Genomic DNA, 22,765 nt, shown 5'->3' with positions numbered 1-22,765 from the left:
AGCGCCCGTCGGGGTCAGCGCCCGTTGCGGTCCGCGGCCGAGCGCGGCGGGGCCGACGCCACCTCGAGGCGGTCCAGGCCGCGCAGCGACGTCCAGATGAGCTCCTCGCCCTTCGCCGCGTGCTGCGACGCCCGCACGGCGCGCTCGTCGGCCCACGAGTTCAGCACGTGGCCACTGTGTCCGCGGACGTGCTCGAGCACGACGTCGGGAAGCCCGGCGGCGCGCCGCGCGTCACGGGCGGCGATGAGCGCCTCGAGGATGCCGCGGTTGGCGACCGGCTTCTTGGCCGAGGTCACCCAGCCGCGGCGGCGGTGCCCGTCCATCCACGACGAGTACGTGTCGATCGCGTACTTCGAGTCGGCCTGCACGACGAGTTCGCGGACGTCAGCGTGATCCGTGATCGCGTGCAGCAGCCCCAGCAGTTCGCCGATGTTGTTGGTGCCCTCGGGGATGGACCCGGCCGCCCAGTGCCCGTCCTCACCGACCCAGGCCCACCCGGCGGGACCGGGATTGCCCTTGCACGCGCCGTCGGTGGCGACGACATACCGATCGGAGGACGCGGGCGCGGGAGAACTCATCCCTCTAGTCTCCCCGACCGCGGACCCCCGACCGGCGCACGCGTCAGCTCGCGCTGCTGTCGGCCTTCTTCCCGCCCGCTTCGAGCACGTCGCCCGCGGGGAGTTCCTGGTGCCCGCCGAACTGCAGGCGCATCGCGGAGAGCACCTGGTTCGCGAAGTGGTCCTCACCGCGCGAGGCGAAGCGCTCGAACAGCGAGGAGGCGAGCACGGGCACCGGCACGCCGGTGTCGACGGCGGCCTTGACGGTCCAGCGTCCCTCACCCGAGTCGGAGACGCGGCCGGCGAGACCGTCCAGCGTCGGGTTCTGCGCGAGCGCCGCGGCCGTGAGGTCGAGCAGCCACGACGAGATCACCGATCCGCGGCGCCACAGCTCGGACACCTTGGCCGTGTCGATGTCGAACTGGTAGAACTCCGGCTCTTCCAGCGGGGCGACCTCGGCGGAGTGCTCGCCCTGTTTGAGCCCCGCGTCGGCGTTGTTGAGGACGTTGAGTCCCTCGGCGAGCGCGGCCATGATGCCGTACTCGATGCCGTTGTGGACCATCTTCACGAAGTGCCCGGCACCCGACGGGCCGCAGTGCAGATAGCCGCGCTCCTCGGGGGTGTAGTCCCCCGTGCGGCCGGGCGTGCGCTCGATGTCACCGGGTCCGGGGGCGATCGTGCGCAGAACGGGCTCGAGGTGGGCGACGGCCTCGTCGTGTCCGCCGACCATGAGGCAGTAGCCGCGCTCGAGGCCGAAGACGCCACCCGACGTGCCGATGTCGACGTAGTGGATGCCGGTGTCCTGGAGCTTCGCGGCCCGGCGGACGTCGTCGCGGTAGTTCGAGTTGCCGCCGTCGATGATGATGTCGCCCGCTTCGAGCACCTCGGCGACCTGGTCCACGACGGAGCCGGTGAGGCCGGCGGGGATCATCAGCCACACGGCGCGGGGCTTCTGCAGCTTCGAGGCGAGGTCGGCGATGCTCGTCGCCCCGGTCGCGCCCTCCGCGGCCAGCGCCGCCACGGCATCCTGGTTCACGTCGTAGACCACGCAGTCGTGGCCGTCCTTCATGAGTCTGCGGACGATGTTGGCGCCCATCCGTCCGAGTCCGACCATGGCGAGTTGCATCCGTACCCCATTCGTCTGAATCCGCCGCGACGGGCGGCACTTCGAGTCTAGGAGCGTGCGCGACCGACGTGGCCGGCTCAGCCCTGGAAGTCGTCGGGGTCGACGTCGTCGAGGAACTTCCGGAACTCCTCGACGCGGTCGTCGTCGCCGCGCGCGTCGAACTCGACCGCCCCCTCGGGCACGCCCGCCTCGGCGAGAACCGCCTCGGCGACCGCGATGGGCGCGTCGGTGCGGGCGGCGAGGGCGATGGCATCCGACGGTCTCGCGTCGATGACGAGCGGGCCCCGCGGCGTCCGGAGGTGGATCTCGGCGTAGAACGTGCCCTCGAACAGGCGCGTCACCGCGATCCGATCGACGGATGCCGACAGCCCCCGCAGCATCACGACCATCAGATCGTGCGAGAGCGGGCGGGGCGTCACGGCCCCCTCCGTCGCGACGAGGATCGACATCGCCTCCTGCGGCCCGATCCACACCGGCAGGACGATCCCCTCCTCGGTTCCGGCACCGGGGAGCGGCGCGAGGAGTATGACGTGCTGCTGGGCGGAATCCAGGGCCACGCCGAGCACGCGAACCGGGACCATGACGCCAGGGTACCCGGCGGGGTCAGCGCACGATCCCCAGGGCGCGGGCGGCCGACACCGCCGCGGTGCGCGAGGACACCCCGAGCTTGGAGAACACGTGGGCCAGATGCGACTTCACCGTCGCGTCGGTGATGTGGAGGCGCGCCGCGACGTCGGCGTTGGACGCTCCGCGGGCGACGAGCCGCAGCACCTCGATCTCCCGTGCCGACAGGCTCACCCGGGGCTCGCGCAGTCGTGCCAGCAGGCGTCCGGCGATCGCGGGGGCCAGGGCGCTCTGCCCGGCGGCGGCGGCGCGGACGCCCGCGAGCAGCTCGTGCGGCGGCGCGTCTTTCAGGAGGTACCCGCTGGCTCCGGCCTCGACGGCGCCGAGGATGTCGCCGTCGGTGTCGTAGTTGGTGAGCACGAGGACGTAGGGCGGCGCCGCCAGGGCGCGGACGCGGCGCGTGGCCTCGGCCCCGGCGGCCCGTTCACCGAACTGCAGGTCCATGAGCACCAGCTCCGGCGAGAGGTCGGCGGCCAGGGCGACCGCCGCGTCGGGAGTGGATGCCTCCCCGACGACCTCGATGTCCGCCTCGGCCTCGAGCAGCGCCCGGACCCCGGCGCGGACCACCGGATGATCGTCGGCGATCACGACCCGGATCATGAGGCGGTCCCCCGCAGGGTGACCGCGACCACCGTGCCGGCACCCGCGGCGCTGACGACCGACAGATCCCCCTCGAGCTGTTCGACGCGCTCGCGCATCGCGCGCAACCCGAACGAGTCCGTCCCGGAGGCCGTCTCCTCGGCGCGCGCCGGGTCGAACCCGCGGCCGTCGTCGGCGATCGTCAGCCGGACGTCGCCGCCGTCTTGCGCGAGGTCGACGCGGACGCGCGTCGCGTCGGCGTGCTGAGAGACGTTGGCCAGGGCGCCCTGCGCGATGCGCAGCAGCGCCGCCTGCGCGTCCATGGGCAGCGACACATCGCCCGGGGTCGAGATCTCGACGTCGACGCCCTCGCGCTGCGCCCACCCCTCGGCCCACCGCTGCAGAGCGGGGCCCAGTCCCCGATCCAGCGTCGGCGGCGCGAGCTCGCGGATGAACCGGCGCGTCTCGGCGAGGCCGTCGGCGGCGGTCTGTCGCGCCAGCCGGATGTGCGCGATGCCGGGGCCCGTGGCATCCGCCCGTTCCGCTGCGTGCAGGAGCATCTGGATGCTCGACAGCCCCTGGGCCACGGTGTCGTGGATCTCGCGCGCGAGGCGTGCCCGCTCGGCCAGGACTCCCTGTTCGCGCTCGGTCGCGGCGAGGCGGTCGCGCGTCGCGAGGAGTTCGGCCACGAGCGCCTCCCTCTCGACGCTGCGGCGCTGGAGCGCGCCGTACCCCAGACCGATGAGCAGGGCCACTCCGGCTCCGACGACCGGGCCGACCACACCGCCGACCGTCAGGCCGCCGTGGACCGCGAACGCCGCGATCGCCAGCCCGGTCGCAGCGATCACCGCCGCAGGCCCGACCCACCGCGGGAGCAGATGCAGATAGAGGAAGAACAACGGGAAGACGAGGTACGCGGCCTCGGGCACGAGCCACATCAACGGCGCCCACACGAGCGTCAACGCGCACACCCAGGCGATGCCGCCGGCCGACCGCCCGCGGCGCGCCAGCCACAGCCCCGCGAGGTACACCGCGGCCAGCAGCGCGACGAGCGCGAGGGCCCACGGCGAGCCCCCCGTCCAGACGACGCGGACGACGACGAGCGCGAGGAGCCCGGCGAAGAGCGCGTGGACTCCCGCGCGCAGCCCGGTGAACACGGGGGCCAAGGTGCGGTGCGGCATGTCCGTTCCAGCGTACGGACGCCGTGCCCCCCGCGGATCATCCGAAAGGTGGAGAGGGAGTTCGCCCTCGCCGCCGATGACCGGCCGACGCGTTCCGAGGAGGGTGGAGACACCGGCGAGATCCGCCGGACGGAAGGAGGCGACGTGTACGTCGCATGGCGGGATCTGCGGTTCGCCCGCGGGCGATTCGCCCTCATCGGGGCGGTCGTGGCGCTCATCACCCTGCTGGTCGGGTTCCTCTCGGGCCTCACCGGAGGTCTGGCGGCGCAGAACGTGTCCGCGGTCCTGCAGCTCCCCGGCGACCGGCTCGTCCTGCACGCCGACGGGACCGCGGCGCCCACGTTCGCGGACTCCGCCTTCGACGACGTCACGATCGCCGCGTGGCGCACGGCATCCGGGGTGGATCACGTCACACCGATCGGCATCGTGCAGGGACGCGCCGAGGGACCGAGCGGCAGCGACGGCGTCGCGGTGCTCGGGCTCGACGCCGGCGCCGGGTCGACCGCCCTCACCGACCTCGCACCGCCGGACGACAGCGGCATCGGGCTGTCGGCGGGCGCGGCGAGCGCCCTCGGAGCCACGACCGGCGATGAGATCACGGTGGCCGGGTCGATGTACCGCGTGGCCTCCGTCGGCGCAGACTCCTGGTACAGCCACACGCCGGTGGTGGTGCTCACGGCATCCGCATGGACGGCACTGGATGCCAAGCTCGGCGGGTCGGGGGACCCCACCGTGCTCGCCGTGACCGGCACCCCCGACTGGTCGGCGGTCGCCGCGGAGACGCGCACGACGGCGACGATCCCGCTCGCGAGCCTGACGGCGCTGCCGACGTTCCGCTCCGAGATCGGGTCGCTGGCCCTGATGATCGCGATGCTCTTCGGGGTCTCCGCGCTGGTCGTCGGCGCCTTCTTCACGGTCTGGACGATGCAGCGGGCGGGCGACATCGCGGTGCTGAAGGCTCTGGGAGCCGGAACGGGCGCCCTCGTGCGGGACGCGCTGGGTCAGGCGATCGTCGTGCTCGTCGTGGGGGTCGGCGTCGGGATCGGTCTCACGGCCGCCCTCGGCGCGCTGGCCGGCGGCGCGCTCCCCTTCGTCCTGAACCCGCTCACGACACTCGCTCCCGCCCTCGCGATGATCGCCCTGGGCCTCCTCGGCGCGGCCGTGTCGCTGCGCACCGTCACGAAGTCCGACCCTCTCACCGCTCTCGGGAGCACACGATGATCCTGCTCGACGACGTCACCCTCACCTATCCTGACGGCGACAGCCGCGTCACCGCGGTCGACCACGTCTCCCTGCACGGGCGGCCCGGCCTCGTGACCGGCATCACGGGCCCCTCCGGCTCGGGGAAGTCGAGCCTGCTCGCCCTCGCCGCGACGCTGATCCGGCCCGACTCGGGGCGCGTGGTCATCGACGGAACGGATGCCACGGCACTCACGCGCGCCGAGGCGACCGCGCTCCGGCGCGAGCGGATCGGGATCGTGTTCCAGCAGCCGCAGCTGTTGCCGGCCCTGACCGCCCGCGAGCAGTTGCGCGTGATGGGCGAACTCGGCGGACGTGGGTCGCGGTCCCGCCGGGCGGCGGTGCGCTCCCGGGTGGACGAACTGCTGGATGCCGTCGGCCTCGGCGCCCAGGCGGACCGTCGGCCGGCGCAGCTCTCCGGCGGTCAGCGACAGCGCGTCGCGATCGCCCGCGCGCTCGTGCACGAGCCGCGCGTGCTGCTCGTCGACGAGCCGACGAGCGCGCTGGACCGGGAGCGCGGGGCGGCGATCATGGATCTCCTGTCGCGGCTCACGCGCGAGCGGCAGACGGCGACGCTGCTGGTCACCCACGACCTCGTCCACAGCGACGCGCTCGACGAGACCGTCGAGGTGATCGACGGTCGCGCCAGGGTTCTCGAGTCCGACGTCACCAGCCGAACGCGTTGAACCACTCCCGGCGCCGGTCGGCCTCCGCGCGCGTCGGGTCGCCGCGCCAGGTGTCGTGCGGAGTCAGCGCCCCGTCGTCGAGGGGGACGAAGACCCAGCAGACGGGGCACACCGCGCGCCCGTCGGGAAACCCGTCCTCCAACGTCGGAGCCGCCTCGGCCGCCGATCCGGTGCCGGGGCACTCCGGCGGGTCGGCCTGCAGGTCGTTCCACAGCAGCGAGCCGCCGCGGCGGTGGTGGAGGCCGCGGTGCCCCTTCTCACGCGTGCAGATCTCGCCCTTTCGGCGGCTCAGGCACAACCGCCGAGCCGCGCCGGGCAGAGCGGCCAGTGTTCGCGTCACCCTTCGATTCTCGTCCCTGCGCGCGCAGCGGGGGCAGGGACGCGATGCGCACGGGACGGTGCGGTCCGGTGGGGAGGGGGTCGTCGGTCATGGTCACCTCACCGTGTGTCAGATGTCGCCCGCGGCCGAGGGGGTTGACTCTTCCGACGACGGTGCTATCCGCGGGGGATCATCGACCGGCTCCGCGGAGGACGGTGTCGACCGCCGCGTGGAAGGTCACGTGCTGCGCGACCTCCACCGCACGGTCGTACCTCGTGCCCCGGAGAGCGACGAAGATCGCGCCGACGACTTCTACGTATCCGACGATCAGACCGTCGCACGCGACCTCGTACAGGTCGAGATCGATGCGTGTCCACGGGATCTCGGTGGCCGCCTTCGGCTGCCCCGGACGACTGAGTGGAATATCCATGACCATGAGAGCTCCTTGCGCCTAGCGGGGTGCTCCCAGACTGCGTCGAACGGCGCGACCCCGTTCCGGGGTTGACAATCGACGCGGCGGCGATACCGGTCAGGGCGCGCTGCGGACGGGTCGTCCGCGACGCGGGCGCTCGTGCGAAAGATCGAACGGGGCGGCCGCGGATGCCAGACGTTCGGCCTCGTCCAGGAAGCGCAGATCGGCCTCGAGCCGCGATCGACGCGCGGCCGACACGATCGCCCGGGTCACGGCATCCAGGTTCTCGTCCTCGGGTTCGGCGCTCGACAGCGCCTCGCGCACGGCGGCGCGCTGGGCGTCGATGATGCCGGCGACGTCGGCGCCGGGGAGGGTGAGCGCGAGCGCGATGCGCAGGACGACCTCGTCGCGTCGCTCGGCGATCGTCGCGGTTCGCAGCCATGCCCGCGCCTCGGAACGGCCGGCGGCGGTCGTGCCCCACAGCACGCGGCCGTCGTCGTCGGCGCCGCGGTGCTCGACGAGGCCGTCGCGCTCGAGCCGTTCGAGGGTCGTGTACACCTGGCCGACGTTCACCGCGACACCGGTGCGACGCAGGTACTCCGCGCGCAGCTGCGAGCCGTAGCAGTCACCGCGATCGAGGATCACTAGCAGGCTCTGGCGCACCGTCATAGGGACCTCCGACCCACCGCGAAATGCTGTTCCGAGTATATCGTTCGATACCGAATCACCCGGTTTTCCGCGTCGTGACGCGGGAGTAGCCTGTGGTCAGACCACAGAGAAGATCGTCGATCGGAGACATCCCGTGGAGTGGCTCGACCCCCTCATGCTCGCTCGGTGGCAGTTCGGACTGACCACTCTGTACCACTTCCTCTTCGTGCCGCTGACGCTCGGGATGTCGCTGGTCGTGGCGATCTTCCAGACCGTCTGGTACCGCACGGGCGACGTGAAGTGGCTGCACCTGACCCGGTTCTTCGGCAAGATCTTCCTGATCAACTTCGCCATGGGCGTCGTGACCGGAATCGTGCAGGAGTTCCAGTTCGGAATGAACTGGTCGGCCTACTCCCGGTTCGTGGGCGACGTCTTCGGCGCCCCGCTCGCGTTCGAGGGACTGCTCGCCTTCTTCCTCGAGGCGACCTTCATCGGTCTGTGGATCTTCGGGTGGGACAAGCTCCCGCGCGGCCTGCACCTGGCCAGCATCTGGCTGGCGACGCTCGGCGCGACCCTGTCGGCCTACTTCATCATCGCCGCGAACGCGTTCATGCAGAACCCGGTCGGGTACCAGATGTCCGCGGACGGCAACCGGGCCGAGCTCGTCGACTTCGGCAAGCTCCTGACCAACCCGGTGGCGCTCGCGGCCTTCCCCCACACGATCTTCTCGGGCTGGATGTTCGCCGCCATGATCGTCGTGTCGGTGTCCGCCTGGCACCTCGCCCGCGGCCGCAACGTCGAGATGATGCGCGCCCCCCTGCGCTTCGGCCTCTGGTCGACCGTCGTGTCGTTCGTCCTCGTCGCCATCGCAGGCGACCAGCTGAGCCTGGTGATGGTGGCCACGCAGCCCATGAAGATGGCCGCGGCGGAGGCGACCTTCAACACCGTGTGCGGCGCGAACGCCTCGTTCTCGATCTTCACGCTCGGAACGCCGGACGGAACGAGCGAGCTGTTCTCCATCCGGGTGCCGTTCCTCCTCAGCATCCTGTCCACGCACTCGCTGGACGGCTGCGTCGAGGGCATCAACGACCTGAACACGATGTACAGCCAGCAGATGTTCCCGCAGTTCGCCGACCAGGTCGACGGCAACTTCGCCCCCGTCCTGTGGGTGACCTACTGGGCCTTCCGCTGGATGATCGCCCTCGGCGGTCTCGCGACCCTCATCAGCGTCGTCGGCCTCTGGGTCACGCGGAAGAAGGCCAAGCGCCCCGTCGCCCAGTGGATGTGGCGCGTGGCGATCTGGGCGGCGCCGCTGCCGATGCTCGGCAGCCTCGTCGGCTGGGTCTTCACCGAGATGGGCCGCCAGCCCTGGATCGTGTTCGGCCTGATGCTCACGCAGGACGGCGTCTCCCCCAGCGTCCCCGGCTGGAGCGTGCTGATCTCGCTCGTGGCCTTCACCGTGGTCTACGCCTCCCTCGCGGTCGTCGAGTTCGGACTCATCAAGAAGTACGCGCAGAAGGGTCCGGACCCGCTGCCCGACCCGAACGCCCCGAACGAACCCGACACCGTCGAGAACACCCCGACGACCGTCTACTAGGAGCACAGTCATGGACCTCGCATACCTCTGGTTCTGGATCGTCGGATTCCTCTTCATCGGGTACTTCGTCCTCGACGGGTTCGACTTCGGCGTCGGCATGTCGCTTCCGTTCCTCGGCAAGGACGACATCGCCCGACGGCAGATCATCAACACCATCGGCCCCGTGTGGGACCTCAACGAGACCTGGGTGATCGTGGCGGGCGCCGCACTGTTCGCCTCGTTCCCCGAGTGGTACGCCACGCTGTTCAGCGGGTTCTACCTGCCGCTGCTGCTGATCCTGCTGGCGCTCATCGCCCGCGGAGTCTCGTTCGAGTACCGCCACCAGCGCGACTCGCTGAAGTGGAAGCGCGGCTTCGACCGGATGATCGTGATCGGCTCGGCCGTCCCCGCGTTCCTCTGGGGCGTGGCGTTCGCGAACATCGTTCAGGGGGTTCCGCTGGATGCCGACCACGAGTACGTGGGCACCCTGTTGACGCTGCTGAACCCGTACGGCCTCCTGGGCGGTGTCGTCACGCTGCTGCTGTTCTTCACGCACGGCGTCTACTTCGTGGCGCTGAAGACCGACGGTCAGGTGCGCACGGACGCTCGCTCCCTCGCGAAGAAGTCCGGGCTCGCCACGATCGTCGCCGCCGCCCTGTTCCTGGTCTGGACGATCATCCAGGCCGCGAACAACCAGGCCCCGTTGCTCCTCGGCGTCGTCGCCCTCTCCGGGATCGCCGCGCTCGCGCTCATCGGCTCGTGGGTGGCGAACCTGCGCGACCGTGAGGGAACGGCCTTCACGCTCGGCGCGATCACGATCGTCACCGCCGTGGGGGCGCTGTTCTTCGCCCTCTTCCCGAACGTCATGCCCTCGACCCTCGAGCCGGGGTCGGGCCTGACGATCGAGAACGCCTCCAGCACCGACTACACCCTGACGATCATGAGCTGGGCGGCGCTGATCTTCCTTCCCCTCGTCCTGGCCTACCAGGGGTGGACCTACTGGGTGTTCCGCAAGCGCGTCACCCGCGCCCGCATCGAGAAGGCAGCCCTGGTGGCGCATTGACCGACACGACCCGGGTGCGCCCGGTCGACCCCCGACTGGTGCGATACGCGTCCGCCTCCCGCGGCTTCTTCGCGGTGAGCGCGGCGATCGTCCTCGCCCAGACGGGGGTCGTCGTCGGCTTCGCCTGGTCGCTCACGTCGGCCCTCGTCGGCGCCGTCGACGGTCGCCCGTTCGGCGAGCTGACCGGGTACGTCGCCGCGGCCGTCGCCCTCGTGGTCGTGCGGGGCCTCCTGATCGCGGCATCCGAGCGGGTGTCCGCCCGGGGCGCCGCGGCCGCCTCGCTCCAGCTGCGCGAACGCCTCGTCGCCGCCGTCGCGACGCTCGGGCCGGGGTGGCTCGCCCGCCGCAACGCCGCGTCGCTGTCGGTGACCGCCGGGCACGGTCTCGAAGCGCTCGACGCGTACTTCGGCCGCTACCTCCCGCAGTTGGTCGCCACCGCGATCACGACCCCGATCCTCATCGGCGCGATCACGCTCGCCGACCCCCTGTCGGGTCTCACGGTCGTGCTGACGATCCCCCTCATCCCCCTGTTCATGGTGCTGATCGGTCTGGCGACCCGCAGCGTGCAGAAGAAGCAGTACGGCACCCTCGGGCGTCTCGCCGCCCGGTTCGCCGACACCGTCGAAGGCCTCGGGACGCTCAAGGCCTTCGGCCGCGAGCACCGTGCCGCGGACACGGTCGAACGGGTGACGCGCGACTACAAGCGCGAGACGATGACCGTGCTGCGCGTGTCGTTCCTGTCCGGTTTCGCGCTGGAGTTCCTGGCATCCATCTCGGTCGCGATCATCGCGGTGACGATCGGCTTCCGCCTCCTCTCCGGCGACCTGACTCTGCTCGTGGGCCTGTTCGTGCTGCTGCTCGCGCCCGAGGCGTACCTGCCGCTGCGCCAGGTCGGCGTGCAGTTCCACGCCGCGTCGGAGGGCGTCGCCGCCACCGAGGAGATCTTCGACGCCCTGGATGCCGCCCGCACCGCGCCGGTGTCCGAGGGCACCGCCGCCCGGATGGGAACGACGCTCGAGCTGCGCGATGTCCGCGTGGAGCGCGGCGTCCACCGGATGCCGAGCGTCTCGCTGCGCGTGGAGCCGGGCGCGGTCGTGCTGATGACGGGCCCGAGCGGGGTGGGGAAATCGAGCGTGGTCGCCGCGATCCTCGGCTACGCCGATCACGACGGGGAGGTGCTCCTGGACGGACGCGCGGTGCATCACGCCCGCGCCGCGGTCGCGTGGGCCGGACAACGGCCCGGACTCGTCTCGGGAACCGTGGCGGAGAACGTCGCGCTCGGATCCGACGCCGACCCCCTCGCGATCGCGGAGGCCCTCGTCGACGCCGGAGCCGCCGACCTCGACCCCGCGACGCCGCTCGGCGCGGGAGGGGCGGGGCTGTCGGGTGGGCAGGCGCAGCGCGTCGCCGTCGCGCGCGCGCTCTACCGCTCCCGCACCGCCGGGGCGCGGATCCTCGTCCTCGACGAACCCTCGAGCGCACTGGATGCCGATACCGAAGCACGCGTGTGGCAGACCCTCCGCGCCGAGGCAGACGCCGGCGCCGGCGTGCTGCTGGTGTCGCACCGGCCGTCCGCGCGGGAGATCGCCGACCGCGTGGTCGACCTGGGGGTGCTCGCGTGAACGGGCGGGTCCGCGGCATCCTCGCCTCCGCGATGCCCTCGCGGCGGCGGTTCGCCCCGGCGGTCCTGTCGGGGTTCGGTACCGCGGGAAGCGCCGTGGCCCTGCTGGCGACGAGCGCGTGGCTCATCGCCCGGGCCGCGGAGCAGCCTCTCGTCATGTACCTCTCGGTCGCGGTCGTCGGTGTACGCGCGTTCGCCCTCTCGCGGGGCGTGTTCCGCTATCTCGAACGCCTCACCGGCCACGACGCCGCCCTCGAGCGACTCGCGGTCGTCCGCGCGGATCTGGTGCGCGAACTCGTGCCGCTGGCGCCCGACGGGCTGGGCCGCGCGCGGCGGGGCGGGCTGCTCTCCAGCGTCGTCGACGACGTCGAAGAGCTGCAGAACCTCCCGCTGCGCGTCGTGCTGCCGCTCTCGGTCGCCGCGCTCACCTCGCTCGCGGCCGTCGTGTTCACGGCGTTCGTGTCGTGGCCCGCGGCGCTGGTCCTGCTGGCCTGCCTGGTCGCGGCGTTCGCGGTGTCGGTGGCCGCGGGATGGGCGGCCGGCGCCCGCGCGGAGCGGGCGATCGCGCCGCTGCGTGCCGTCCTCGCCGACGCGGTCCACGACCTCCTGACCAACCTCGACGTGCTCACCGCGTACGGCGCGCTGGACGCCGCGCAGGCGCGGGTGCGCGACGCCGACCGGGCCCTGCGCCGCGCGGTCGTTCGCCGCGGAGCCGCCCAGGGACTCACGTCGGGGACCGTGTCGGTGCTCGCGGGCCTCGCGTCCCTGTGCGCGCTCGCGGTCGCCGCGCCCGGTGTCGCGGCCGGAACGCTCTCCGGCCCCGGCCTCGCCGTGGTGGTGCTGCTGCCGATGGCGGTGTTCGAGGTGTTCGGACCGGTGCCGCTGGCCCTGGCCTCCTGGCGTCAGGTGCGCGCGGCGGCCGAGCGCATCGCCGACGCCGTCCCGGCGGAGATCCCCGAAGGACTCCCCCGCGACGAACCCGTCGCGACGGGCACAGCGCCCGCGCTCGGCGACGGCATCGAGCTGCGCGACGTGCGGGCGCACTGGCCGGCGAGATCCGACGCGGGCCTCGACGACACCGGGCGCATCACCGACGTCACGCTCCGCGTCGCAGCCGGCGAACGCGTCCTCGTCACGGGTCCGAGCGGCGCGGGGAAGACGACGCTGGCGCACGTCCTCGCGCGCTTCCTCGACTACGACGGCGAATTCACGATCGGCGGCGTCGAGGCGCGGACCCTCGCGGGCGACGACCTCCGTCGCACCATCGGGCTGGTCGAGCAGACGCCGTACCTCTTCGACGAATCGGTGCGTCAGAACCTGCTGTTCGCGCGCGAGGATGCCGGCGACGACGACCTGACCGAGGTGCTCAGCCGCGTCGGTCTCGACGCCTGGGTGCGCGAGCGGGGCGGCCTCGACGCCCCCGTCGGCGACCGCGGCGGGCTCGTCTCGGGCGGCCAGGCGCAGAGGCTCGCCCTGGCGCGCGCGCTGTTGCGCGGCTTCCCGGTGCTCGTGCTCGATGAGCCGACCGCGGGCGTCGACCCGGCGGCATCCGACGCGCTGCTGCGCGACCTGCTCGGCGCTGTCGGCGGCGAGCGCGACCGCGGGCGGGCCGTCGTGCTCGTGTCGCACGTCGACGTTCCGGACGAGCTCGTCGACCGCACCGTGCGGCTGGAGAGCGGGCGGGTCGTCGCGGGCTGACCCGGTTCAGGACGCCGCGACGAACCGCACGTGCCCGGGCTCGACGGACAGCCGGACGGGTGCGCCCGGCAGGAGCCGCGCCGCGTCGGCGGTCGGAACCTCCGCCGCTCCGCGGTCGGTGACGACGCGGACGCCCGTCGCCGTCGCCTCGTGGTGCCGCACGACCGCATCCCACCCGTTCGGACCGTCGCCGAGCCGCACGTGCGCCGCGCGGAAGACCGCCGCGAGCGCGGAGCCGTCGGGGCCGTCGAACGGCTCGGTCGATCGCAGACACCACCCGTCCGACTGCCAGTGACCGCGCGACGCGACGCCCACGACCCGCTCGAGCCCGGCGATGCGGGCGGCCAGATCGGTCGCCGGCGCCTCGAGCACTTCGCGGACGGGTCCGCGTTGCGTCGCCCGGCCCGCCTCCACGATCAGCAGACGGTCCGCGAGGACCGCGGCGTCGACGGCGTCGTGGGTCACGGCGACGGCCGTCACGCCGTCCAACGCCTCGCGCAGCATCGCGCGGATCTCGGCCGCGGTCACGGCGTCCAACGCGACGAGAGGCTCGTCCAGCAGGACCGCGCGCGGCCGGGCGGCGAGCGCGCGGGCCACCGCCACACGCTGCTGCTCACCACCGGAGAGCTCGGACGGCCGACGGTCGCCGACCCCCGGGAGCCCCACGCGCCGGAGCCACGCGTCGGCCTCGGATCGGGCGTCGACGGCGTCGACGCCGGCCGCGCGGGGGCCGAAGGCCACGTTCTCCCGCACTGAGAGGTGGGGGAAGAGCCGTGCGTCCTGGCCCAGCAGCACGAGACCGCGGTGCATCGGATCGGTGCGCACGCGCGGGCGCGCGGCGCGGTCGATCACCCGATCGTCGAGCGAGATCTCACCGCCGTCGAGCGGCTGGAGTCCCGCGAGGGCCTCGAGCACGGTGGATTTCCCCGCGCCGCTGCGGCCCATGATCGCGAGCGTCTCACCCGGGGCGAGATCGAACGCGACGTCCACGAGGAACGCCCGTCGCCGCACGACGATGTGCGCCGACAGCGCCGCGCTCACGCCGCCCCCACGGCCGGTCGCCACCCGCGGACGAGCAGCAGCACCGCGATCGCCGTCACCAGGAGGAGCAGAGCCAGCGCCACGGCCGTGCCCTGCGCGACACCGCCGCCGTTGAACGCCGTGTAGATGGCGAGCGGCATCGTCTGCGTGACGCCGGGCCGGTTGCCGGCGAACAGCGCGGTGGCGCCGAACTCGCCGATCGCGCGGGCGAAGCACAGCACGACGCCGGCGACGATGCCGGGCGCGGCGAGCGGCAGGGTGATGCGGCGGAGGATGGTCGCCCGGCCGGCTCCGAGGGAGGCCGCGGTCCGTTCGAGATCGACGCCGGTGCTGCGCAGCGCCCCCTCCACGGCGAGGACGAGGAACGGCAGCGCCACGAAGACCTGCGCCAGCACGACGGCGGCCGTCGTGAACGGCAGACCGAGACCGCCCAACCAGCCGTTGCGGCCGAAGAGGTACAGCAGCGCGACGCCGCCGACCATCGGCGGGAGCACGAGCGGAACCGTCACGAGCGCGCGGAGCAGCGCCGCGGTCCGCGGCGAGGCGCGCGCGATCACCAGGGCCAGGGGGATGCCGGCCACCGCGCAGGCCACGGTGGCCGCCGCACCGGTCGCCAGCGACAGGCCGAGCGCCTGCAGCGCCGCGGGCGAGGTGACGTCGGTGAGGAGCGTGGACCACTCCACCCGCGCGACGAGCGCGGTGAGCGGCACGAGGAGGAAGAGCAACCCGACCACCGCCGGCACGATCAGCCAGCGGGGAACATAGCCCGCCCCTCTCACGGAGCCCGGAATCCCGCGTCGGCGAGGATCTTCTGCCCGTCCGCCGAGAGCACGAAGGCGACGAACGCGGCGGCCGCGGCGGGATTCGGAGCGTCCGTGAGCGCCGCGATCGGGTAGCGGTTGACCACCGCGTCGGCGCCGACGGGGACGACCGACTCCACGTCGTCGCGACCCACCGCGTCGGTGGCGTAGACGAGACCGGCATCCGCCTCCCCCGCGGCGACCTTGGTCAGCACCGCGGTGACGTTCTGCTCAGAGCTGGCGGGGGTCACGGAGACACCCGCGTTCGACAGGAGCGTCGCCGATGCCGCGCCGCACGGGACCTCGGGGGCGCACAGCACGGTGGTCACCCGGGCGAGGTCCGCGAGCCCCTGAACCTTTCCGGGATTACCGGCCGGTACCGCGATGACGAGGGTGTTCCCCGCGAAGATCTGCGGGTCCGGTGCCTGCGCGGCCACCTTCGCCATGTTCTTCTCGTCGGCCGAGGCGAACACGTCCGCGGGCGCGCCCTCGCCGATCTGGGTGGCGAGCGTACTGGACCCGTCGTACACGGCCTGCACGGTGACACCGGGATGCGCGGCCTCGAACGCGGTGGCGATCTCGTCGAACGAGCGCTGCAGCGACGCCGCGGCGTAGACCTCGATGCTTCCCGAGACGGGGTCCTCGGATGCCGCGGGGGTCGGCGCGGACGAGGCGCACCCGGCCGCGGCCAGGCTCACGGCGGACAGGAGTGCGAGCACAGCGAGGGGACGACGCATCGGGGGTCCTTTCCGCGGAACCGACGGCCCGCGGCATCCAGTATTCCGCATCTGCGGATCACGGGAGGCCACGGTGTCGCTAGCGCGGAGTATCGACGGTGACCACCGTCGCCTTCACGGACGCCACGGCGAGCGCACCCGGCTCGAGCGCGAGGTCTTCGGCGGCCTCCGCCGACATGAGCGACACGACCCGGTGCGGACCGCACTGGAGGTCGACCTGCGCCATGACGCCGTCGATGCGCACCCGCGTCACGATGCCGACGAAGCGATTGCGCGCGCTCGACGCGACCCCGGTCGGATCGTCGGGTTCGGCGGCGAGCGCGACGGCGCGCTCCGCGAGCGCCGCGCCCGGGATCTCGACCGGCGACGCCCCCGTCGTGGGCAAGAGGCCCTGGTCGATCCAGCGCCGCACGGTGTCGTCGCTGACGCCGAGCAGCCCCGCGGCCTGCGCGATCCGGAAGGTGGTGGTCATGGCTCGACGCTAGCGCCCCGGCGGCGGCCCACCCCACTCCCCGCTCGCCTAGGCTCGACCCATGGATGCCGTGCGCGAGACCGGGGCGCCCCGCGAGGGCGGGTTGCTCGATCGGTTCGGCCGCGTGGCCCGCGACCTGCGCGTGTCGGTGATCGACAAGTGCAACCTGCGCTGCACCTACTGCATGCCCGCGGAGGGCCTGCCGTGGATGCCGCAGCAGCAGCTCATGACCGGCGAGGAGATCGCGCGGATCGTGCGCGTCGCCGTCCGCGCGCTCGGCGCCGAGGAGCTGCGCCTGACGGGCGGCGAACCGCTCGTGCGCAAGGACCTCGAGGACGTCATCGCGCGGATCCGCGCCGACCACCCCGACCTGCCGATCGCGATGACCACCAACGCGGTGGGACTTGATCGCCGCGCCCAGGCCCTGAAGGACGCGGGACTCACGCGTCTGAACGTCTCGCTCGACACCCTGCACCCCGAGACGTTCGCCGAACTCACCCGCCGCCCCCACCTCGACAAGGTCCTGGCCGGGCTCGACGCCGCCCGGGCCGCGGGCCTCGGTCCCATCAAGATCAACGCGGTGCTGCTGCGCGGCATCAACGACACCGAGATGGCGCCGCTCGTGGATTGGGCCGTCACCCATGGCTACGAGATGCGGTTCATCGAGGACATGCCGCTCGACGGCGACCGCTCCTGGACCGAGACGCAGGTCGTGCCGGCGCGCGAGATCCGCGCCGCGCTCGAGGAGGTCTTCGACCTCGCGCCCGATCCCCGCGGTCGCGGGGCGGCGCCCGCCGAACGCTGGGAGGTGCGTCGCCGCGGCGACGACACCCTGGCCGGTCACGTCGGCATCATCTCCTCGGTCACCGAGCCCTTCTGCGCTGCCTGCACGCGCACGCGCGTCACCGCCGACGGCCGCATCCGGTCGTGCCTGTTCTCGCATGAGGAGACCGACCTGCTCACGGCGCTGCGCGACGGCGCGAGCGACGAAGGCCTGGCGCAGATCTGGCGGGATGCCATGTGGCGCAAGCCCCGCGCCCACGGCTCGGACCGCGTCGGCCTGGCGCGTGCCGACTTCATCCAGCCCGAGCGCACGATGAGCGCGATCGGCGGATGAGGCCGCTCGTCGACCCGGTGGCCGCCCTCGCCCCCGAGGAACTCATCCGCACGGCCCGTCACGCCGTCCTCGCCGGGATCGGCGAAGAGGGACAGCGGCGACTCGCGGCCGCCCGCATCGCCGTGGTCGGCGCGGGGGGCCTCGGCTCCCCCGTGCTGCTGGCCCTGGCCGCCGCGGGCGTCGGCGAACTGATCGTGATCGACGACGACGTCGTGGAGCGCACGAACCTGCAGCGGCAGCTGATGCACCGTGTGGACGACATCGGCGCACCGAAGACGGCGTCCGCGGCGCGCGCGATCCGGGATCTCTCCCCGCTCACGCGCGTGCGGCAGGAGACCACGCGCCTCACCCCGGACAACGCCCGCGACCTCCTCGGCGACGCGCACGTCGTGATCGACGGCAGCGACACGTTCGACACCCGCAGCGCCGTGGCATCCGCGACCGACGATCTCGGGGTGCCGCTGGTGTGGGGCGCCGTGCAGGAGTGGTCGGCGCAGGCCACGGTGTTCTGGTCGCGGCCGCCCGCGGGCCACGCCCCCGTGACCCTCGGCGACGTCTTCCCGCCCGAATCCGTCGGCGAACCGCCGACGTGCGCGCAGGTCGGCGTGCTGGGGTCGCTGTGCGTGCAGGTCGGGGGCCTGCTCGCGACCGAGGCGATCAAACTCATCACCGGCGCCGGCGAGCCTCTGCTCGGGCGTCTCGTCGTGATCGACGCACTGCGCGCCCGCCAGGACGTCATCCCCCTCGCCGGAAGGACCCCGCGTGTCTGAGCTGCTGACCGTCGAAGAGCACCGCGCCCGCATCCTCGCCGCCGTGAACGCCCTGCCCGTCGAGACGGTCCGGCTGGACGAGGCGGCGGAACGGACGCTCGCGGCCGACGTCCGAGCCCGGCACGACCTCCCCGGCGACGACAACTCCTCGATGGACGGGTTCGCCGTCCGCTTCGCCGATGTCGAGGGGGCGGATGCCGAGAGCCCGGTGCCGCTGCGCGTCGTCGCCGATCTGCCGGCCGGGTCGGCCGACGACCCCGCGTTCGGGCCGGGCGAGGCGGTGCGGATCATGACGGGCGCCCCCGTGCCGACGGGCGCCGACGCCATCGTCCCGTTCGAGGACACCGCCGGCGGCCTCGCCGACTCCCTCGGCACCGTCGAGGTGCTCCACGCCCCCGCCACCGCGGGCGCGTTCATCCGCCGTCGCGGCGGTGACGTCCGCACCGGCGACGCCGTGCTCACGGTGGGCGAACGGCTCGGGTCGTACGCCCTCGCCGCCGCCGCGGCGGCCGGCGTCGATCGTCTCGAGGTACGCCGCCGTCCGCGGGTGGCGGTCGTGTCCACGGGGAGCGAGCTCGTGGCTCCCGGGACGGCACCGGGCCGCGGACAGACGCCCGACTCGAACGCCACGCTGCTCGCCGCGCTCGTCGCCGACGCGGACGCCGAGGTCGTGCTCGTCGCGCACGTCACCGACGAAGCCGGCACCGTCGACGGGGCCTTGGCGCGCGCGGCGGAGGCCGACGTCGTCGTGTTCACGGGAGGCGTGAGCGCGGGCGCTTACGAGCCTGTGCGCCAGGCGCTGTCCGACCGCATCGCGTTCGACAAGGTCGCGATGCAGCCCGGCAAGCCGCAGGCGTTCGGCGTCCTCGACGACGGGCGGCTCGTGTTCGGCCTCCCCGGCAACCCGGTCAGCGTCGCCGTCTCATTCGAGGTGTTCGTGCGCCCGGCACTCCTCGCCCTGCAGGGCCGCACGGCGATCGATCGCCGCCACGCCCGGCTCACGGCATCCGAGTCGTGGCGCACGCCGCCCGGCCGCCGCCAGTACCTCCCGGTGGCCGTCGATCTCGTCGCCGGAACGGTGCGCCCGGCCACCGCGGGCGGGTCCGGCTCGCACCTCGCGGCGTCGCTGGCGCGCGCCGAGGCGTTCGCGATCGTCCCCGCCGAGGTGTCCGCCGTCGCCGTCGGCGACCCCGTCGATGTCATGCTGATTCCATGACCTTCACCCACCTGGATGCCGCGGGCCATGCCCGCATGGTCGACGTCACTCTCAAGCAGCCCACCGTCCGCACCGCGACGGCGCGCGGTTTCGTGCGCTGCAGCCCCGAGGTCGTCGCCGCGCTCCGCGGCGGCACCGCGCCGAAGGGCGACGTGCTGGCCGTGGCGCGGATCTCCGGCATCCAGGCCGCCAAGTCGACGCCGACGCTCCTCCCCCTCGCGCACGTGATCGGGGTGCACCGCGCCTCCGTCGACCTCGAGATCGTCGACGACGGCGTCGAGATCGAGGCCACCGTCGGCACCGCCGACCGCACCGGCGTCGAGATGGAGGCGCTCACGAGCGTCTCGGTCGCCGCCCTCGCGATCGTCGACATGGTGAAGGGCCTGGACAAGGGCACCAGCATCGAGAACGTGCGGATCGTGTCCAAGACGGGCGGCAAGTCCGGCGACTGGCACCGCCCCGGGGAGCCCGCGTGAGTGTGCGGGTCCGCTACTTCGCCGCCGCCGCCGAGGCCGCGGGGACGGATGCCGAGGACCGCGCCGAGTCGACCCTCCTCGCGCTGCGCGCCGCCGTGCTCACGGACCACCCCGCGCTCGTCGGCATCCTGGACCGCTGCGCCGTGCTCGTCGACGGCGAGCGCCGCGACGACGACGCGCCCCTCGCGGGCGTGGCGCACGTCGACGTGCTGCCGCCGTTCGCGGGCGGCTGAGCGTCAGCCCCCGAGGCCCTTCCACGCGGTCGTGCCGTCGGCCTCGACCTGACGCTTCCACACGGGCAGGTCGGTCTTGATCGTCTCGATCACCGTGCGGCACACCTCGAACGCCGCCGCGCGGTGGCCCGAGGCGACGGCGATGATCACGGCGGCCTCCCCGACCTCCAGCCGCCCCACGCGGTGACTCACCGCGACGATGGCGTCGGTGCCCGCGGCGGCCCGCTCGGCGATGCGGTGGAGTGCGGCGGGCGCGTCGGGGTGAGCGCTGTACTCCAGCGCGACGACGGCATCCGTGGCATCCGGGTCGGTGTCGCGCACGCGCCCGACGAAGGTCGTGACGGCGCCCGAGGCGTCATCCTCGACGGCACGCAGATGAGCGTCGAGGTCGAGCGGCTCCTCGGACAGGCGGGCGATGCGGACGGCACTCATCAGTGGTCTCCTCCGGCGAGCTGGTCGAGGACGTGCGGAGCGAGCTCCGCGAGGACGGCGATCCCGGATGCCACGGCCCGCGTGGATCCGGGGAGGTTGACGACGAGGGTCGCGGGGTCGGCGATTCCGGCGAGGCCGCGGGAGATCACCGCGAGCGGGGTGTCGGCGAGCCCGCGGCGACGCAGCTCCTCGGCGACGCCGGGAAGCTCACGGTCGATCACGCGAGCGGTGCCCTCGGGGGTGCGATCGGTGGGCGCGATCCCCGTGCCACCGGTGGTGACGACGAGTCCGGCTCCGGCGGCGAGGGCGGCGCGCAGAGCGGTCTCGACGCTGTCGGCCCCGTCCGGCACGACGGCCGCCTCGGCACAGTCGAAGCCGGCCTCGCGCAGCAGCGATACCGCGAGCGGACCGCCGCGATCCTCGCGGAGACCGGCGGCGGAGCGGTCGGACACGGTGATCACGCGGGCGGTGTACGGCACCGTCCCAGCCTAGGCGCGCGTGTCGGCCGCGGAGGGGATCGTCTCGACCTCGGGCACCTCGGGAGCGATGCGCCCGGCCTTCGCTTTCGGCTCCAGGTCGTCGCGCTGCACGTGTTCGGCGGCGGCGGTGATGCGCCGGGCCATGCCGCTGAAGATCAGACCGTGGAAGGGCAGCACTGACAGCCAGTACAGGCGCCCCGCGAGGCCGGTCGGGAAGAACAGCGCTCGCTGGTCGAACCGGGCGCCGTCGCCGTCGGCACTCGCCCGCAGCTCGAGCCACGCGCCGCCGGGCACCTTCATCTCGGCGCGCAGCCGCAGGAGATGCCCCGGCTCGATCGCCTCGACGCGCCAGAAGTCCAGCGCATCGCCGACGGTCACGACGCTGCGGCTCCGGCGTCCGCGGGCGAGGCCCACGCCGCCGACGAGGCGATCCATCCACCCGCGGATCGCCCACAGCAACGGCGAGGAGTACCACCCGTTCTCGCCGCCGATGCCCTCGATGACCGACCACAGCTGCGCGGGGCTGGCGCTGGTGCGCATCGTGCGCTCGTCGGTGTAGACCAGGCGGCCGGCCCAGTCGGGGTCGCTCGGCAGCGGGTCGCTCGGGGCGCCGGAGACCTCGGCATCCTGCCAGCTCGTCTCGATGGCGTCGTCGTTGACCCGGCCGAGCGCGCGCCGCACGGCCTCGCGATAGGGCATCAGCCCACCCTCGGGGCGCGGCACGAGATCGTCGATCGCCCGGTCTTTCACGACGCAGTCGTTCTGCAGCGACTCCACGAGCGGCCGGGCGATCGACTTGGGGATCGGGGTGACGAGGTTCACCCAGTGCGAGGCGAGCCGGGGCGTCAGCACCGGCAACGACGCGATCGCGCGCTGGTGGAGCCCCGCCTCGAGGGCGTAGCCGTTCATCATCTGCCCGTACCGCAGCACATCAGGACCGCCGATGTCGACCGCGCGGTTGACGTTCGGGGCGACGCGCGCGGCCCCGAGCAGGTAGTGCAGCACGTCGCGCACGGCGATCGGCTGGATGCGGTTGCGCACCCACTTGGGTGCCGGCATGTACGGCAGCACATCGGTCAGGTGCCGCACCATCTCGAACGACGCCGAGCCCGAGCCGATCACGACGCCGGCCTGCAGCACCAGCGTCGGCACACCGCTGGCGAGCAGGATCTCACCCACCTCGACACGCGATCGCAGGTGCGCCGACAGCGTGGCGTCGTCGGGGTGGAGACCGCCGAGGTAGACGATCCGCGACACGGCGGCCGCTGCGGCGGCGTCGGCGACCGTGCGGGCCGCGCGGCGATCGGTGCTCTCGAAGTCGCGGCCGCCGCCCATCGAATGGATGAGGTAATAGAGGACGTCGACGGCCTCGACGGCGCGCGCCACCGCCGCCGCGTCGGTCGCGTCGCCCTCGATCGTCTCGACGTCGCGACCCCAGGGGAACGCCCCGACGCGCCGGGCATCACGGGCGAGCACCCGCACCCGGTAGCCGGCCGCGAGCAGCCGCGGCACGAGACGCCCGCCGAGGTAGCCGGTGGCGCCGAGGACCAGGGCACGCGGCGCCGAGCCGTCGGGACGAGGCTGGGCGACGAGCACGGGTTCACGGCCGGTGGGGGCGGACAGCTCGCTCATGCCGAAACGGTACGCCCGGCCCCCGACATCG

The 22,765-nt window shown here is 73.1% G+C and carries 26 protein-coding genes; 11 read left to right on the top strand and 15 right to left on the bottom strand.

The window, feature by feature from the left end; all coding sequences use genetic code 11:
- Positions 1 to 14: 14 nt before the first annotated feature.
- The 5 genes from BW982_RS14920 to BW982_RS14900 all read right to left on the bottom strand — a co-directional run bounded on the left by BW982_RS14920 (position 15) and on the right by BW982_RS14900 (position 4,067).
- Entirely contained in the window at positions 15 to 578 is a 564-nt protein-coding gene (locus tag BW982_RS14920; protein WP_076494583.1) for a ribonuclease H family protein, read from the bottom strand.
- A gap of 43 nt (positions 579 to 621) precedes the next feature.
- On the bottom strand, positions 622 to 1,683 hold the full coding sequence (gene gnd / locus BW982_RS14915) for a phosphogluconate dehydrogenase (NAD(+)-dependent, decarboxylating) (protein ID WP_076494582.1): 1,062 nt from the start codon (positions 1,681 to 1,683) through the stop codon (positions 622 to 624).
- 77 nt (positions 1,684 to 1,760) lie between these two features.
- Complete coding sequence (locus BW982_RS14910; RefSeq protein WP_076494580.1) at positions 1,761 to 2,264, bottom strand: bifunctional nuclease family protein; 504 nt, start codon at positions 2,262 to 2,264, stop codon at positions 1,761 to 1,763.
- Between the two features lie 22 nt (positions 2,265 to 2,286).
- The gene (locus BW982_RS14905) at positions 2,287 to 2,907 is read right to left on the bottom strand and encodes a response regulator (protein ID WP_076494579.1); all 621 of its coding nucleotides are present in this window, start codon (positions 2,905 to 2,907) and stop codon (positions 2,287 to 2,289) included.
- The gene (locus tag BW982_RS14900; RefSeq protein WP_076494577.1) at positions 2,904 to 4,067 is read right to left on the bottom strand and encodes a sensor histidine kinase; all 1,164 of its coding nucleotides are present in this window, start codon (positions 4,065 to 4,067) and stop codon (positions 2,904 to 2,906) included. The genes BW982_RS14905 and BW982_RS14900 overlap by 4 nt, the downstream gene beginning before the upstream one ends.
- Before the next feature lie 144 nt (positions 4,068 to 4,211).
- Here BW982_RS14900 and BW982_RS14895 point away from each other — a divergent pair, with 144 nt between their 5' ends.
- Entirely contained in the window at positions 4,212 to 5,288 is a 1,077-nt protein-coding gene (locus BW982_RS14895; protein WP_076494812.1) for an ABC transporter permease, read from the top strand.
- The gene (locus BW982_RS14890) at positions 5,285 to 5,992 is read left to right on the top strand and encodes an ABC transporter ATP-binding protein (protein WP_076494576.1); all 708 of its coding nucleotides are present in this window, start codon (positions 5,285 to 5,287) and stop codon (positions 5,990 to 5,992) included. Before BW982_RS14895 ends, BW982_RS14890 begins: the two co-directional genes overlap by 4 nt.
- Here BW982_RS14890 and BW982_RS14885 read toward each other — a convergent pair.
- The 3 genes from BW982_RS14885 to BW982_RS14875 form a co-directional block, all read right to left on the bottom strand.
- Positions 5,973 to 6,332 (bottom strand): hypothetical protein, encoded by a 360-nt coding sequence (locus BW982_RS14885; RefSeq protein WP_254845616.1) that lies wholly within the window; start codon positions 6,330 to 6,332, stop codon positions 5,973 to 5,975. The two genes, BW982_RS14890 and BW982_RS14885, sit on opposite strands and share 20 nt — an antisense overlap.
- Before the next feature lie 169 nt (positions 6,333 to 6,501).
- The gene (locus BW982_RS14880) at positions 6,502 to 6,741 is read right to left on the bottom strand and encodes a hypothetical protein (RefSeq protein WP_139327486.1); all 240 of its coding nucleotides are present in this window, start codon (positions 6,739 to 6,741) and stop codon (positions 6,502 to 6,504) included.
- 99 nt (positions 6,742 to 6,840) lie between these two features.
- Entirely contained in the window at positions 6,841 to 7,392 is a 552-nt protein-coding gene (locus tag BW982_RS14875; protein ID WP_076494572.1) for a PadR family transcriptional regulator, read from the bottom strand.
- 133 nt (positions 7,393 to 7,525) lie between these two features.
- Between BW982_RS14875 and BW982_RS14870 the strand changes: the two genes are divergently transcribed.
- From BW982_RS14870 to cydC, 4 genes are read left to right on the top strand one after another with little or no spacing between them, the layout of a single operon-like run.
- Positions 7,526 to 8,968 carry a cytochrome ubiquinol oxidase subunit I gene (locus BW982_RS14870; RefSeq protein ID WP_076494570.1) on the top strand — a complete coding sequence of 481 codons (1,443 nt, stop codon included), beginning with the start codon at positions 7,526 to 7,528 and terminating at the stop codon, positions 8,966 to 8,968.
- Positions 8,969 to 8,978: 10 nt separating this feature from the next.
- Positions 8,979 to 10,010: a cytochrome d ubiquinol oxidase subunit II gene (cydB, locus tag BW982_RS14865; RefSeq protein ID WP_076494569.1), complete on the top strand. Its 1,032-nt coding sequence runs from the start codon at positions 8,979 to 8,981 to the stop codon at positions 10,008 to 10,010.
- A complete protein-coding gene (cydD, locus tag BW982_RS14860) occupies positions 10,007 to 11,632 on the top strand; it encodes a thiol reductant ABC exporter subunit CydD (RefSeq protein WP_076494567.1) in 1,626 nt (541 codons plus the stop codon). The genes cydB and cydD overlap by 4 nt, the downstream gene beginning before the upstream one ends.
- A gap of 32 nt (positions 11,633 to 11,664) precedes the next feature.
- The gene (cydC, locus tag BW982_RS14855) at positions 11,665 to 13,329 is read left to right on the top strand and encodes a thiol reductant ABC exporter subunit CydC (RefSeq protein ID WP_076494810.1); all 1,665 of its coding nucleotides are present in this window, start codon (positions 11,665 to 11,667) and stop codon (positions 13,327 to 13,329) included.
- A gap of 6 nt (positions 13,330 to 13,335) precedes the next feature.
- Here cydC and BW982_RS14850 read toward each other — a convergent pair whose 3' ends face one another.
- The 4 genes from BW982_RS14850 to BW982_RS14835 form a co-directional block, all read right to left on the bottom strand.
- Positions 13,336 to 14,370 carry an ABC transporter ATP-binding protein gene (locus tag BW982_RS14850; RefSeq protein ID WP_254845615.1) on the bottom strand — a complete coding sequence of 345 codons (1,035 nt, stop codon included), beginning with the start codon at positions 14,368 to 14,370 and terminating at the stop codon, positions 13,336 to 13,338.
- A complete protein-coding gene (gene modB, locus BW982_RS14845; RefSeq protein WP_076494565.1) occupies positions 14,367 to 15,149 on the bottom strand; it encodes a molybdate ABC transporter permease subunit in 783 nt (260 codons plus the stop codon). The genes BW982_RS14850 and modB overlap by 4 nt, the downstream gene beginning before the upstream one ends.
- Entirely contained in the window at positions 15,146 to 15,907 is a 762-nt protein-coding gene (modA, locus tag BW982_RS14840; protein WP_076494563.1) for a molybdate ABC transporter substrate-binding protein, read from the bottom strand. The genes modB and modA overlap by 4 nt, the downstream gene beginning before the upstream one ends.
- A gap of 79 nt (positions 15,908 to 15,986) precedes the next feature.
- A complete protein-coding gene (locus BW982_RS14835; RefSeq protein ID WP_076494561.1) occupies positions 15,987 to 16,379 on the bottom strand; it encodes a TOBE domain-containing protein in 393 nt (130 codons plus the stop codon).
- Between the two features lie 61 nt (positions 16,380 to 16,440).
- Here BW982_RS14835 and moaA point away from each other — a divergent pair, with 61 nt between their 5' ends.
- From moaA to BW982_RS14810, 5 genes are read left to right on the top strand one after another with little or no spacing between them, the layout of a single operon-like run.
- Positions 16,441 to 17,496: a GTP 3',8-cyclase MoaA gene (gene moaA, locus BW982_RS14830; RefSeq protein ID WP_076494559.1), complete on the top strand. Its 1,056-nt coding sequence runs from the start codon at positions 16,441 to 16,443 to the stop codon at positions 17,494 to 17,496.
- Positions 17,493 to 18,266, top strand: a complete 774-nt coding sequence (locus tag BW982_RS14825) for a HesA/MoeB/ThiF family protein (RefSeq protein WP_076494557.1) — start codon at positions 17,493 to 17,495, stop codon at positions 18,264 to 18,266. The genes moaA and BW982_RS14825 overlap by 4 nt, the downstream gene beginning before the upstream one ends.
- Positions 18,259 to 19,482 (top strand): molybdopterin molybdotransferase MoeA, encoded by a 1,224-nt coding sequence (gene glp / locus BW982_RS14820; RefSeq protein ID WP_076494555.1) that lies wholly within the window; start codon positions 18,259 to 18,261, stop codon positions 19,480 to 19,482. Before BW982_RS14825 ends, glp begins: the two co-directional genes overlap by 8 nt.
- Positions 19,479 to 19,958 (top strand): cyclic pyranopterin monophosphate synthase MoaC, encoded by a 480-nt coding sequence (gene moaC / locus BW982_RS14815; RefSeq protein ID WP_076494553.1) that lies wholly within the window; start codon positions 19,479 to 19,481, stop codon positions 19,956 to 19,958. Before glp ends, moaC begins: the two co-directional genes overlap by 4 nt.
- The gene (locus BW982_RS14810; RefSeq protein WP_083696734.1) at positions 19,955 to 20,191 is read left to right on the top strand and encodes a MoaD/ThiS family protein; all 237 of its coding nucleotides are present in this window, start codon (positions 19,955 to 19,957) and stop codon (positions 20,189 to 20,191) included. Before moaC ends, BW982_RS14810 begins: the two co-directional genes overlap by 4 nt.
- A gap of 3 nt (positions 20,192 to 20,194) precedes the next feature.
- Here BW982_RS14810 and BW982_RS14805 read toward each other — a convergent pair whose 3' ends face one another.
- The 3 genes from BW982_RS14805 to BW982_RS14795 are packed head-to-tail and all read right to left on the bottom strand — an operon-like array spanning position 20,195 to position 22,734.
- Positions 20,195 to 20,623: a molybdenum cofactor biosynthesis protein MoaE gene (locus BW982_RS14805; RefSeq protein WP_076494549.1), complete on the bottom strand. Its 429-nt coding sequence runs from the start codon at positions 20,621 to 20,623 to the stop codon at positions 20,195 to 20,197.
- A complete protein-coding gene (locus BW982_RS14800) occupies positions 20,623 to 21,102 on the bottom strand; it encodes a MogA/MoaB family molybdenum cofactor biosynthesis protein (RefSeq protein WP_076494547.1) in 480 nt (159 codons plus the stop codon). Before BW982_RS14800 ends, BW982_RS14805 begins: the two co-directional genes overlap by 1 nt.
- A gap of 9 nt (positions 21,103 to 21,111) precedes the next feature.
- Positions 21,112 to 22,734 carry an SDR family oxidoreductase gene (locus BW982_RS14795; protein ID WP_076494545.1) on the bottom strand — a complete coding sequence of 541 codons (1,623 nt, stop codon included), beginning with the start codon at positions 22,732 to 22,734 and terminating at the stop codon, positions 21,112 to 21,114.
- Positions 22,735 to 22,765: the final 31 nt, after the last annotated feature.

Origin of the sequence: Microbacterium sp. RURRCA19A, assembly GCF_900156455.1 — a bacterium.
In the GTDB taxonomy this organism is placed as follows: domain Bacteria; phylum Actinomycetota; class Actinomycetes; order Actinomycetales; family Microbacteriaceae; genus Microbacterium.
The sequence above is the reverse complement of the archived record's forward strand: the minus strand, read 5'-3'. Positions and strand labels throughout refer to the sequence as shown.